This is a genomic window from Yersinia rochesterensis (assembly GCF_003600645.1).
Classification (GTDB): domain Bacteria; phylum Pseudomonadota; class Gammaproteobacteria; order Enterobacterales; family Enterobacteriaceae; genus Yersinia; species Yersinia rochesterensis.
Map to the genome: position 1 here is coordinate 4,380,937 of NZ_CP032482.1, position 12,674 is coordinate 4,393,610.

A 12,674-nucleotide genomic window follows, 5' to 3' on the forward strand; every position below is an offset into this window, starting at 1 on the left:
TAACCCAAGGTCATTAGCGTCACATAGTTGTCCAAAACAATACGGCCAATATCTGCGGCGACATGATTCGTAAGAACATCGCCAGCGGGTAAACTGTTGCATAAGACAGTGCCGCTGCACCACTGGTCGGATGCAGACCATTGGCAAAAGCCAGCGCCGGTGGATCGGTCATTGAACCGGCTAACATGCCGCACAATGTCAGGTAGTTCATCTTAGCCAACATACGCGCTAAAATCCCCACTGTTAGCAATGGAATTCCGGTAATCATCGCCCCGTAGCCAATCCACGCCAGCCCATCACCATTCACCAAAGTATTGATAAAATCACCGCCTGACTTCAGCCCGACCACTGACAAGAACAATACAATTCCCAGTTCACGCAGTGCCAGGTTGGCACTCGGCGGCATAAACCAATACAGTTTTCCGATGCTGCCAATACGCCCCAGAATAAGTGCGACAACCAGCGGGCCACCCGCCAAACCCAGACGTAAAGCCGCAGGGAACCCCGGAATAAAGAGCGGAATTGACCCTAACAACACCCCCAGACCGACACCGATAAATACCGGAAGCATCTGAACTTGCTGTAGTTTCTGTTGCGCATTACCGACAACAGCAGATACCGCCTCAATAGATTCCGGGCGGCCGACCAGATTAAGAATGTCACCAAATTGCAGGCTGGCACTATTACTGGCAACCAGTTCAATGCCCGCACGGTTTAAGCGGGTAATGGCCACGTCATACTTCTGCTTCAGATTAAGGTCGCGGATTTTTTTACCCAGCACCGCCTCATTGGTCACCACCACTCGGGCAGTTTGCAATGCCGTACCGGCGGTAGATAAGGTGACATCCACCTCTTCCCCGACCACCAGCCGTACTTTCTCCAAAGCTTCGCGCTGCCCGACCAAATGTAGATAATCGCCCAGTTCAATCACTGTGGCCGACAACGGCACCATCAGTAAGTCACCGCGTTTCAAGCGGGAACAGACCACTTCATCACTGTTGAGCAGCGGCACATCTTGTACGGATAGCCCATGCAGATTAGGGTTACGAACCGCCACATTCATAGTTTGCAGCAACTCGCGGTTCTGCCCGTGGCTACTATCAAACTCTTTCGCTTCGCGATCGATATTGATTTTAAAGAATAAACGAATCAGCCACATCACCAGCAAAATACCGCAAATGCCGAATGGATAGGCCATGGCATAACCCATCCCCATTTGGCTGACCAATTGCGGTGGCGAGCCTAAATCAGTGAGGATTTGCTGCGCCGCCCCGAGAGCCGGGGTGTTGGTGACTGCACCTGAAAATATGCCCAAAATGATAGGCAGCGGCACAGCAAACAACTTATGGATAATTGCGGTCACTAACCCGCCGACAATCACCATCAGAATAGCAAAGCTGTTAAGCCGCAACCCCGAGACCCGCAGTGAGGAGAAGAACCCCGGCCCCACCTGAATGCCGATGGTATAAACAAACAGAATCAGGCCAAATTCCTGAATGAAGTGCAGCATGTCCCCATTGAGAACTAATTGATAAGTTTGTGCAAAATGGCCCACGATAATGCCGCCAAATAACACCCCGCCGATACCTAACCCCACACCATAGATTTTCCAATTACCGATCCATAACCCCAATACGGCGACCAGCGCCAACATACTGACGGTAAGGGCGATAGCACTCATAAATCACTTCCTTGCCTAAGTTTAAAAACTGGCGGCCATGTGGAATCTCATTTGGGTCAGTCATGGCCTTAAATTCCTACAATTAGTAAGGATTCTGTCAGAAGGGGAAATGATTGACTGTGGGATACACCACAAAATGCACCGGAGAGTGGGGAAACTCTCCGGTGAAAAAACAAACACGGAAACTTATACCCAAATTAATTGGCGTTGCAGCGAGGCAGCAAGTGAACGAGTCCCGATGAGCTTACTCCAGTAAGTGATTCGGGTGAGGAAATGCCGCGAACAAAGCTGCGGCGTCAAGTAAGAAGGGTATATCGGTACCCCAGTGTGGGGTACCGAACATCATAACTACTGCTGTTCAGATTGCTCAGTTGCCGCCGGATTATCTAATACCTGGTGCTCTTGTGGAGCAGCACTGCCAATGCTAATACGCTGTGGTTGCAGCGCTTCTGGCACTTGGCGCAACAGATCAATATGCAGCAGACCGTTTTCGAATTGAGCATTATCAACATTCAGATGCTCTGCCAGCGTAAAGGTCAATGAGAACTCTTTATGAACCAAGCCTTGATGCAGGTATTCAACCTGTTTTTCAGCTGGTGCAGGCTTACCGCGAACAGTCAAACGCGGGCCTTCAACTTCAATATCCAGCTCACTCTGTTTAAAACCGGCTAATGCCAGTGAGATGCGATAATGGTTATCGTCAGTTTTCTCAATATTGTATGGCGGGAATCCCTGAGAATCCTGACCGCCCTGCATTGAGTTGGCTAATTTATCAAAACCAATCCACTGACGAAGCAAAGGTGACAAATCATAATTACGCATAGATATAACTCCTTCTGAGAAGCGAGATAAGATAATAAACAGTCACGAATTAGCGATATAAAAAACCTGAACGCAAGATACTGGCGTTATATTATTTCTCGCTATCAATCCGTGACTGGTCAGCCCCCGATTACGGCAGGCTAAACTCCGTTAAATAATGTAAATAACTTACACTGTTAAGTAGATTACTTAATTTCAATACGGCGTGGTTTTAAACTTTCCGGTACCAAACGCTCAAGGTCGATATACAGCAAGCCATTCACTAAATTGGCACCTTTAATTTTAATATGCTCCGCCAACTGGAATTTACGCTCGAAGTTACGCTCAGCGATACCCTGATACAAATAGGTGCGCTGCGCTGGCTCATTGGCATGAGAACCACGTATAATCAACAGGTTATCTTGTGTAACAATCTCCAATTCCTGCTCAGCAAAACCTGCCACCGCGATCGCGATGCGGTAGTTATTTTCGTCGACTAACTCGACGTTATAAGGAGGATAACCGCCATTACTTTGGTTCTGGCCGGATTCTAAAAGATTGAACAACCGGTCGAAACCGATAGCTGAACGATACAGTGGTGCAAGCTCGGAATTACGCATAAAAACTGCCTCCTAAATATATTAGCAAGGGTGTTATCATATTTTGTATTAAGCCTTCCACTATGGACAGGCTTATGGCCCGAATACCCTGTCGGCGTATTCTCTCTGGCCTGATAATAAAGTGGGACCGGTATTTTTCTTTTCAAGAGCAAAACAAAAAATTTTTTCGTGGAAAATATCCCAATAAGACGTTTATGACTCTAATTATTCGATAAATGCGCTGTTATAACTTACACTTAGCTCAAGTTACCCACAAGATTGAATTTTTGACCATAGGAACTGTCTGTAAGGTAGTGTAAAAATCATGTCAAAACCTGACACTGTTTGCTGGCTTATCGCGGTAACTTGTTACTCCCCGGTAGAATGAGAGCTGAATAAAATAATGAAAAATACAGTTATCCCTTTTGTTATCGGCTGTTCGCTGCTGTTGTCCGGCGGTTGTTCCAGTATTATGACGCACACCAGCAGCAGCCAGGGCTATTACTCCGGCACGGCTGCCAATGTGGCGATGCTCAAAGATGATAATACCGGTTGGGCGCTGCGCCCCTTATTGGCAGTGGACCTGCCTTTCTCTGCGGTGATGGACACCCTGCTCCTGCCATATGATTATTTACGTTCTGACAACGAAGATAAAATGGCCAACTCCCCACGCGAGCGTATCCGTCAGTCAGAAGCGCAGAATCCGCCAACCGTGCCTCCTGCTGCTACCCCGCTACCATGATCTAGCCAACATCCACGGTAACTATATTCAGGGTAACTATATCCACAGTAAATAGTTGCGCCAACCCGTCGATTTCCCGCATAAACGCGACTTTGGTGCCATCAGGTGAAAACACCACGGCATCCGCCAGTGGTGCAATTGCGCTCCGGGTGGTCAATCGCTGTAACCGACCGGTGGCACTATCACACTGCATCACACTGTTATCACACACAAATGCCAAACTGTGCCCTTGTGGATGCCAACTAAACGCCGACTGAATCCCCTGCTCCGTGAAGGTCAGTTGCCGTGGTTCGCCACCATTCGGTGAAACCAACCACAACTGCACCACACCCTGATCATCTTTCATTAAACAAGCAATGGCACTGCCGTCAGGTGAAGTGCGCAGCCAATGCCGTGGACTGGTCGCCAACCCAGGAAAACGCTTGTCGGCCGTGAAGGTTATCCGCCGCTGGCTGACACCTGCTGGTGGCGCGGGCAAGGTAGTTGGCGTTCCCTCAAGTGGCGCAGTTCCGGCGCGGGCGTAATCCCTGTCATGCGGCGGTAAATCAACAATAAAGACTTCCGGGATTTTTTCTCCCTGCGCCGAAAGTGTGTCGCCAATAAATGCCAATGCCCAACGCTGGCGAGTGCCATCCGCTTTCAGATAGCCCTGAACGCCCACCCAGCCCTCTTCATAAGCGCGGTTTATTTGGTCACTGCCCGCCAGGGGCTTGGGAGTGGTTCGAGTCACTAACACACAGAAATGGCTGCCATCATATTCACGCGGATGTTGCTTGGGCGGATTAACCCCCTGCAAAGGCAGGGCAACGCCGACATTGCGGCAATCCAGCGCGGGATCCCATTCATGCAGCACATGGTCGTTATAAGTAAAACTCAGACGGCTGCCGTCAGGACTGAAAACATGCACATGGCTGCCACCGCGCAATGCGCCGGGAGTATATGGCGCGGTGATGTCCATCGCATCCAATGTTACCGCCAGTTCTCTGTCCGGCTCAGTGACAATCACCCCTCGCCGGTGATGGAAATCATAATGCCAGTGATTATCTGGGTGCTCCGGGCCATGGATAAAGACATAGCGGGCGGGTTTATCAGGGCTTACCGTCACCACCCCGACATGCGCACCATGCTGAGCACGATAAATGACTTCAATATCACCGGTTATACAATTTACCCGCTCAATGGTTAAACCACTAAACGTACTGCCGTTAGGCCGCACATCATATGCCAGCCATTGGCTATCCGGCGTCCAAACATTGATATTAGTGAGTTGATGACCTCTGGGATCAAAAGTGAGTTGCTGTTCCTGCAAGGCCATGCTGGCTCCGGACGCGATTACGCTGATAATGATTCATTATGCTGAATTATATCATCCTCATATCTTATTACTGTAAGCCCAGTCAGCAATAAACTGTCGCGATTTAGAAGAAATAGTCTAATATAGATTTTTTATTCTAAACAAAAGTTCTCTATGCTTAGCCGATACCAGCCCATTGCCGATGCGATAGCCACACTTTTCTCTCCTTATGCGGAAGTTGCCCTCCACGACTTAGCCAGCCAAACACTGGTTTATATCGCGAATAACTATTCACAGCGGGAATTGGGGGAAGACTCCAACCTCAGCGACCTGCAATTTGATCAACACTCGCAGGTGATTGGCCCTTACCAAAAGCGCAACTGGGATGGCCGCCAACTGCGCTCCATCAGCACTGTGCTGCGGGATGACCATGGGCAACCTATCGGGCTGCTGTGCATCAATCTGGACATTACTGTCTTTGAAAGTGCCAAAGCGGCACTGGATATATTCCTGTCGGGCCATCAAATGCAACCGCAGCCTGATGTGCTGTTCCAGGATGACTGGCAGGAGCGCATCAATACTTACATACACCACTGGCTGCAACAGCAAAAACTCACTCTGGCGACATTGAACAATGTTAACCGCCGAAAGTTGATTGAGGCACTTTACCAACAGGGAGCATTTAACGGCAAAAATGCTGCTGGCTATGTCGCAAAAATCCTTAACATCGCCCGTGCCACTGTTTATAACCAACTAAAAAATATAAAAAATACATAAACTTAAAGGAATTAACATGAACACATTATTTGATGCTATTAAAGAGGCCCATCAGGTATTACGCCCTCAAGTGAGAGTGACGCCGCTGGAATATAGCCCATTGCTGTCCCAGCACAGTGGTTGTGAAATCTATCTCAAATGTGAGCATCTACAGCACACCGGTTCCTTTAAATTTCGCGGAGCCAGTAACAAATTGCGTTTATTAACTGACGAACAGCGCCAACAAGGTGTTATCACCGCGTCGACCGGTAATCACGGGCAAGCCATGGCACTGGCCGGGAAACTGGCGGGGGTTAAGGCCACTATTTATGCACCGGAGCAGGCGGCGGCCATCAAATTAGAGGCTATCCGCGCACTGGGTGGAGAGGTTGAACTGATTCCAGGGGATGCATTAAATGCCGAGCTGGCGGCTGATAGCGCCGCACAACAGCAAGGCAAAATCTATATCTCACCTTATAACGATGAACAAATTATCGCCGGACAAGGGACTTGCGGCATGGAGATGGTTGAACAGCAGCCGAATCTTGATGCTGTCTTTGTGGCGGTCGGTGGCGGTGGGCTGATTTCCGGCATTGCAACCGTACTAAAGAAACTCTCTGATAAAACTCAAATTATTGGGTGCTGGCCCGCCAATGCCACCAGTATGTATACCAGTTTGGAAAATGGCCAAATTCAGGAAGTGGCGGAGCAAGAAACCCTGTCTGATGGCACGGCCGGAGGGGTTGAACCGGGGGCGATAACTTTCGCCCTTTGCCAGCAATTAATTGATCAGAAAGTGCTGGTGAGTGAGCAAGAAATCAAAGATGCGATGCGCTTGATCGCCCGCACTGACCGCTGGATGATTGAAGGCGCTGCTGGGGTGGCGTTAGCGGCAGCGCTGAAACTGGCACCGCATTGGCAAGGCAAGAAAGTTGCGGTGGTATTGTGCGGGAAGAATATCGTGCTAGAAAAATACCTGGGAGCGGTCAGCGAATGATTATTCTGAGTAAGCAGCAGATTCTCGACAAGTTCAATGCTGATGCCATCACGTTACTGCTCAAACAAGGCTTTATTGCTTTTAGTCAAAAACAGGTGCAAATGCCCCCAGTGCAGCACTTGCTGTTTGAACAGACCAATGGCGATTGCTGTATTAAAAGTGGCTATTTGCAGGGCGATAGACAATTCGTCGTGAAAGTTTCGGGCGGTTTTTATGATAATCCCGCTAAAGAGCTAGCGAGTAACCAAGGGTTGATGATGGCGTTTTCTGCCCAAACCGGCGAGCCGCAAGCCCTATTACTGGATGAGGGCTGGTTGACCGCGCTGCGCACAGCATTGGCTGGGCGAATTGTTGCCGAGCTATGTGCACCAAAACATATCAGTGCCATAGGTATCGTCGGCACCGGCATGCAAGCACGACTGCATCTGACGTACCTGAAAAGTGTCATTCCATGCCGCCAGCTATGGGTCTGGGGCCGCAGTGAGACAGCATTAGAGGAATACCGTCAATATGCTCAGGCGGAGGGTTTTGAAGTCAATATCACCTTGGATGCCGCGGTGTTAGGCCGTCATTGCCAGTTTATTGTGACCACCACACCCAGCCGAGAAGCTATTTTACAAGCTGTAGATATTCAGCCAGGAACTCACATTACAGCAGTCGGTGCTGATGGTGCAGGTAAGCACGAACTGGCCCCTGAACTGGTCGCCAAAGCCGATAAAATCTTGGTGGATTCATGGGAGCAATGCACTGAATTTGGTGAAATCTCATCAGCATTTCAACAGCGACTATTAGCGCATCACACCTTAACCGAGATGGGTACAGTTTTAGCTCAGGGCGTACCTTTCAGAGACAATGAACAGCAGATTACCTTAGCGGATTTAACCGGATTAGGGATTCAGGATGTGCAAATAGTGAAAGGGATTCTGGGGCGATAAAAGAGAGGGTAGGCTTTTATATTCTCTCTGTTGACTCTAAAAGCACATTTGAGCTGCCGAGTGAAGAATGCAGCCAGGGAAATCCGGCAGGACGCCGGATTTAGGCGTGCTTGAGCAAAAGATTGCAAATCACGCCGTCCCGCCAGTGTAGTGATGAGCCGAGTGGCACCCACGAAGTGGGCAAACGATACGTGCAAAAGCGCAGGGGTTCCAAGAGGGTTACGCGCTTGTAACCCCTTTGGCGGCTGAGGCATCGGAAGTAAGCTGAGCGCCGATCTCATATCAACCGAACCAAGCACCTAATTTGTAATAGAGCAGACCCAATCAAAACTCAGAGCACATATTTCTCAATGGCCAGCGCGACACCATCTTCAATATTAGTGCCTGTCACAAACTGCGCTATCTCTTTCAGTTCGGGAATAGCATTTCCCATTGCAACACCCACGCCGGCATAATTCACCATCGCAATATCATTACCTTGATCACCCAGTGCCATTACATTTTCCTGCGCAATGCCTAAATGATCAGCCAGCATTTTCACCCCCGTCCCCTTATCGACTCGTTTACTCAGAATCTCCAGGTAAAAAGGCGCACTTTTCATAATAGTGAAACGCTCAAAAGCTTCAGCGGGCATCATTTTCAATGCACGGTCCAGTTTTTCTGGCTCATCAATCATCATCACTTTCGGGAAGCGTAACTTGGGATCCATTTCCTCTACCGCCCGATATTTCAATGGGATACCGGTTATGAAAACTTCATGTAGGGTATATTTGCTGATGTCTTTGTTGGCGGTATATAAAGTCTCAAAATCAAAAGCCTGGAAACTGACCCCCATTTCGCGCGACAAAGCTTCGAAATAGAGATAATCCTCGAAATTAAGGGTTTCCTGTAAAATACACTCACCCGTGGCCGCTTTTTGTACTAATGCGCCGTTATTGCTGATGCAATAATCGCCACTATTTTCCATATTCAGTTCGCGTAAATAACGTCGGATTCCGATATAAGGCCGCCCCGTCGCCAGTACCACACAGACCCCTTTTGCCCGAGCGGCATCAATAACCTGCTTTACTCGTGGAGTGATTTCATGTTGTGTGTTCAACAACGTGCCGTCCATATCGATAGCAATTAATTCAATAGCCATAGGCCCTCACATTTTCTTGGCGAATACTCCATGCTAACGCGATTCAGCGCTGAAATGCTAGTAAGTCCGCGTCCGTATACAGCACAAATACTAGCAAGATAAGAATTCGCAAGATTACGATTATCAAGTAAAAAAAAGCCCAGAAACAGTTTCCTGTTCTGGGCATTTCTATCTGACCTATAAATTATCAGGTCAATAACTTATCTGATTAGATATCGATATTCGCTGCGCGCAACGCATTCTCTTCGATAAAGGCACGGCGAGGTTCAACCGCATCCCCCATCAGCGTGGTGAATAACTGATCGGCAGCAATGGCATCTTTCACCATAACCTGCAGCATACGGCGGCTGGTTGGGTCCATGGTAGTTTCCCACAACTGCTCTGGGTTCATTTCACCCAAACCTTTATAGCGCTGGATGGCCAAACCACGACGAGACTCTTTCACTAACCAGTCCAGTGCATCTTCAAAGCTTGAAACCGGCACACGGCGCTCGCCACGTTCAACAAAAGCACCTTCCTCGACTAAGCCACGGAGTTTATCGCCCAACAGGCAGATTTTGCGATACTCACCACCGTGGATGAAATCAAAGTCCAGATCATAATCGGTATCAACCCCGTGGGTACGAATACGCAGCACCGGCTCGAACAGTTGACGCTCACGGTTTTCGCGCACCACTGAACTGTAGCTGCTGCCGTGCTGTTCTTTCTCGTTCAGCAACACCACCAGCGAATCAATCCATTGCGTCACAACCTCTTTATCGGTCAAATCCTCTTCTTGCAAGGTTGGCTGATAAATCAGGTTATTCAGCAAAGCACGCGGATAACGACGTTCCATACGGCCAATAGTCTTCTGGACGCTGTAGTGCTCGGCAACCAGTTTCTCAAGATGTTCGCCCACCAGCGGTGGGGCATCAGCATTGATATGCAAAGCCGCGCCATCCAGTGCCAGAGTCATCTGGTACTGCTCCATCGCGTCATCATCTTTGATGTATTGCTCTTGCTTACCTTTCTTCACTTTATACAGTGGCGGCTGAGCGATAAACACATGACCACGCTCAATAATTTCCGGCATCTGACGATAGAAGAAGGTCAACAACAACGTACGGATGTGCGAACCATCCACGTCGGCATCGGTCATGATAATGATATTGTGATAGCGCAATTTGTCCGGATTATATTCATCCCGGCCAATACCACAACCCAGCGCGGTAATCAGCGTTGCCACTTCTTGTGAAGAAAGCATTTTGTCAAAGCGCGCTTTCTCGACGTTCAGGATTTTACCTTTTAGCGGCAAAATGGCCTGATTTTTACGGTTACGGCCCTGTTTAGCTGAGCCGCCCGCAGAGTCCCCTTCCACTAAGTAGAGTTCGGACAATGCCGGGTCGCGTTCCTGACAGTCAGCCAGTTTGCCTGGCAAACCAGCCAAGTCCAACGCCCCTTTACGACGCGTCATTTCACGCGCTTTACGTGCCGCTTCACGAGCACGGGCAGCATCAATAATCTTGCCCACGACAATTTTGGCGTCAGTTGGGTTTTCCAGCAAATACTCAACCAGCTTCTCGTTCATCAGCGTTTCGACCGCCGTTTTCACCTCAGAGGAGACCAGTTTATCTTTGGTCTGTGAGGAGAATTTAGGGTCTGGTACTTTCACGGAAACCACGGCAATCAAGCCTTCACGGGCATCATCACCGGTGGCACTGATTTTCGCTTTTTTACTGTAGCCTTCTTTATCCATGTAGCTGTTCAGGGTACGGGTCATCGCCGTACGGAACCCCACTAAGTGAGTCCCCCCATCGCGCTGTGGAATGTTGTTGGTGAAGCAGTAAATGTTTTCCTGGAAACCGTCGTTCCACTGCAATGCCACTTCCACACCGATATCGTCTTTCACGGTAGAGAAATAGAACACTTTCGGATGGATCGGGTTTTTGTTTTTGCTTAAATATTCAACAAACGCCCGAATACCACCTTCATAATGGAAATGGTCTTCTCTATCGTTACGTTTGTCTTTCAGTTTAATTGAAACCCCAGAGTTCAGGAATGACAACTCGCGCAGGCGTTTAGCCAGGATTTCATACTGGAATTCGGTGTTATTGGTGAAGGTCTGGAAACTCGGCCAGAAACGCACGGTTGTCCCGGTCTGATCGGTTTCACCCACCACTTTCAGTGGTGCCTGCGGCACACCCATTTTGTAAGTCTGCTCGTGAACTTTACCTTCACGGCGAATCACCAGCTCCAGTTTTTCAGACAAGGCGTTAACAACTGAGACACCCACGCCGTGCAAACCGCCGGAAACTTTATACGAGTTATCGTCAAATTTACCGCCAGCATGCAACACGGTCATGATGACCTCAGCTGCCGATACCCCTTCCTCGTCATGCATACCGGTTGGAATACCGCGGCCATCATCCTGTACAGAAACCGAGTTATCCGAATGGATGGTGACAATAATTTCTTTACAGTGACCAGCGAGGGCTTCGTCGATAGCGTTATCCACAACCTCGAATACCATGTGGTGCAGACCGGTACCGTCATCAGTATCACCGATATACATGCCCGGACGCTTACGAACTGCATCCAGCCCTTTTAATACCTTGATACTTGAGGAGTCATAAGTATTCGACATCAACGTTTCTCGCTCATTTTTAATCCTGTGGTTGAACCTCTATTTTGCCATGTTCCACGCGGAACATCTTGCCCTTTTCGCCTACCATGTCGGCCACTTGCTCAGCACTCACTGCGCTGACAAAAACCTGTGCCTGGGTAGCTTTTAAACGCTCGGCCAATAAACGACGACGGCCGGTGTCTAGTTCGGAAGCAAAATCGTCAAGCAGATACAGGCAACGCCGCCCGCTCTGTCGGGTGAGAAACTCACCCTGCGCTAACCGCAATGCGCACATCAGCAATTTAAGCTGACCACGCGATAGCAAATCTTCTACCGGCGTACCATCGGCCCGAATGCGAAAATCCGCTTTATGTGGCCCGACGGCGGTATAGGTTAGCGCTCTGTCACGCTCAAACTGCCGTTCCAGCAACTCACCATAGTCACTCTCTTTATCCCAACCGCGCTGGAAAGAGAAACTCAGGGCGAACTCTGGCAGGAACAGCGCGCATGTGGCTGAAATATCTGCCGCAATGGCGTCACTGTATGCCGCCCGCCACTCACTAATACGCTCAGCCAGCGGGATAATTTCCTGATCCCAGGCCCGGATTTGCGCATAGCGACTCACCTGGCGCAGCGCGGCGTTGCGCTGCTTAAGTAATCTTTTCAGATTGCTCCAGGCCATAAAAAAACCGGGTTCATTATGAAAGCAACCCCAGTCTAAAAAGGCACGCCGAAATTTTGGCCCGCCATTCAATAAAGTAAACCCTTCAGGAGTAATCAGTTGCATTGGCAACAATTGCGCCAATTCAGCCACTTTATGACCATCAGTGCCATCAATGCGCACCTTGGTATCACCTTGTCGGCTTTTGCTCAGCCCCACGGACGACTCACGCTCATTAGCATCAACCCGACCGTGCAATATAAACCCGGCACATTCGTGACGAATCACGCGGCCCGCCTGCAAACTACGAAAAGCGCGGCCATGACCTAAGGTATAAATCGCCTCCAGCACACTGGTTTTACCACTGCCATTGGGGCCCACTAAAAAATTAAACCCCGACGCCAGTGCCAAGTCTGCCGATTCGATATTACGAAAATCTTTAATTAATAAACGCGTCAGAGCCAT

The 12,674-nt window shown here is 49.2% G+C and carries 11 protein-coding genes; 4 read left to right on the forward strand and 7 right to left on the reverse strand.

The window, feature by feature from the left end:
* Window positions 1–19: 19 nt before the first annotated feature.
* From DXZ79_RS20290 to ibpA, 3 genes are all read right to left on the reverse strand, one after another.
* Window positions 20–1,681 (reverse strand): putative transporter, encoded by a 1,662-nt coding sequence (locus tag DXZ79_RS20290; RefSeq protein ID WP_050291897.1) that lies wholly within the window; start codon window positions 1,679–1,681, stop codon window positions 20–22.
* A 348-nt stretch (window positions 1,682–2,029) separates the two neighbouring features.
* Window positions 2,030–2,503 carry a small heat shock chaperone IbpB gene (ibpB, locus tag DXZ79_RS20295; RefSeq protein WP_038637641.1) on the reverse strand — a complete coding sequence of 158 codons (474 nt, stop codon included), beginning with the start codon at window positions 2,501–2,503 and terminating at the stop codon, window positions 2,030–2,032.
* A gap of 185 nt (window positions 2,504–2,688) precedes the next feature.
* Window positions 2,689–3,102, reverse strand: coding sequence for a small heat shock chaperone IbpA (gene ibpA / locus DXZ79_RS20300; protein WP_038637644.1), 414 nt, complete (start codon window positions 3,100–3,102; stop codon window positions 2,689–2,691).
* A 382-nt stretch (window positions 3,103–3,484) separates the two neighbouring features.
* Between ibpA and DXZ79_RS20305 the strand changes: the two genes are divergently transcribed.
* Window positions 3,485–3,823, forward strand: coding sequence for a YceK/YidQ family lipoprotein (locus DXZ79_RS20305; protein ID WP_038637647.1), 339 nt, complete (start codon window positions 3,485–3,487; stop codon window positions 3,821–3,823).
* 1 nt (window position 3,824) lies between these two features.
* Here the strand turns inward: DXZ79_RS20305 and DXZ79_RS20310 are convergent, their stop codons facing one another.
* A complete protein-coding gene (locus DXZ79_RS20310) occupies window positions 3,825–5,138 on the reverse strand; it encodes a YidR family protein (RefSeq protein ID WP_042562526.1) in 1,314 nt (437 codons plus the stop codon).
* A gap of 153 nt (window positions 5,139–5,291) precedes the next feature.
* On the opposite strand from DXZ79_RS20310, the gene DXZ79_RS20315 reads away from it, so the two are divergent.
* From DXZ79_RS20315 to DXZ79_RS20325, 3 genes are read left to right on the forward strand one after another with little or no spacing between them, the layout of a single operon-like run.
* Window positions 5,292–5,894, forward strand: coding sequence for a helix-turn-helix transcriptional regulator (locus DXZ79_RS20315; protein WP_038637650.1), 603 nt, complete (start codon window positions 5,292–5,294; stop codon window positions 5,892–5,894).
* A 16-nt stretch (window positions 5,895–5,910) separates the two neighbouring features.
* Window positions 5,911–6,870 carry a threonine/serine dehydratase gene (locus DXZ79_RS20320; RefSeq protein ID WP_038637653.1) on the forward strand — a complete coding sequence of 320 codons (960 nt, stop codon included), beginning with the start codon at window positions 5,911–5,913 and terminating at the stop codon, window positions 6,868–6,870.
* On the forward strand, window positions 6,867–7,805 hold the full coding sequence (locus DXZ79_RS20325) for an ornithine cyclodeaminase family protein (RefSeq protein ID WP_050291901.1): 939 nt from the start codon (window positions 6,867–6,869) through the stop codon (window positions 7,803–7,805). The genes DXZ79_RS20320 and DXZ79_RS20325 overlap by 4 nt, the downstream gene beginning before the upstream one ends.
* Before the next feature lie 331 nt (window positions 7,806–8,136).
* Here DXZ79_RS20325 and yidA read toward each other — a convergent pair whose 3' ends face one another.
* From yidA to recF, 3 genes are all read right to left on the reverse strand, one after another.
* A complete protein-coding gene (gene yidA, locus DXZ79_RS20330; protein WP_120011589.1) occupies window positions 8,137–8,946 on the reverse strand; it encodes a sugar-phosphatase in 810 nt (269 codons plus the stop codon).
* A 208-nt stretch (window positions 8,947–9,154) separates the two neighbouring features.
* Window positions 9,155–11,569, reverse strand: a complete 2,415-nt coding sequence (gene gyrB, locus DXZ79_RS20335; protein WP_038637662.1) for a DNA topoisomerase (ATP-hydrolyzing) subunit B — start codon at window positions 11,567–11,569, stop codon at window positions 9,155–9,157.
* A 19-nt stretch (window positions 11,570–11,588) separates the two neighbouring features.
* Window positions 11,589–12,674 (reverse strand): DNA replication/repair protein RecF, encoded by a 1,086-nt coding sequence (gene recF, locus DXZ79_RS20340; protein WP_038637665.1) that lies wholly within the window; start codon window positions 12,672–12,674, stop codon window positions 11,589–11,591.

What these genes read in the sequence shown, in the direction of transcription:
- DXZ79_RS20290 (WP_050291897.1), bottom strand. Translation starts at nt 1,681, where the DNA reads ATGAGTGCTATCGCCCTTACCGTCAGTATGTTGGCGCTGGTCGCCGTA.
- yidA (WP_120011589.1), bottom strand. Translation starts at nt 8,946, where the DNA reads ATGGCTATTGAATTAATTGCTATCGATATGGACGGCACGTTGTTGAAC.
- DXZ79_RS20320 (WP_038637653.1), top strand. Translation starts at nt 5,911, where the DNA reads ATGAACACATTATTTGATGCTATTAAAGAGGCCCATCAGGTATTACGC.
- gyrB (WP_038637662.1), bottom strand. Translation starts at nt 11,569, where the DNA reads ATGTCGAATACTTATGACTCCTCAAGTATCAAGGTATTAAAAGGGCTG.
- ibpB (WP_038637641.1), bottom strand. Translation starts at nt 2,503, where the DNA reads ATGCGTAATTATGATTTGTCACCTTTGCTTCGTCAGTGGATTGGTTTT.
- DXZ79_RS20325 (WP_050291901.1), top strand. Translation starts at nt 6,867, where the DNA reads ATGATTATTCTGAGTAAGCAGCAGATTCTCGACAAGTTCAATGCTGAT.
- DXZ79_RS20305 (WP_038637647.1), top strand. Translation starts at nt 3,485, where the DNA reads ATGAAAAATACAGTTATCCCTTTTGTTATCGGCTGTTCGCTGCTGTTG.
- recF (WP_038637665.1), bottom strand. Translation starts at nt 12,674, where the DNA reads ATGGCTCTGACGCGTTTATTAATTAAAGATTTTCGTAATATCGAATCG.
- ibpA (WP_038637644.1), bottom strand. Translation starts at nt 3,102, where the DNA reads ATGCGTAATTCCGAGCTTGCACCACTGTATCGTTCAGCTATCGGTTTC.
- DXZ79_RS20315 (WP_038637650.1), top strand. Translation starts at nt 5,292, where the DNA reads ATGCTTAGCCGATACCAGCCCATTGCCGATGCGATAGCCACACTTTTC.
- DXZ79_RS20310 (WP_042562526.1), bottom strand. Translation starts at nt 5,138, where the DNA reads ATGGCCTTGCAGGAACAGCAACTCACTTTTGATCCCAGAGGTCATCAA.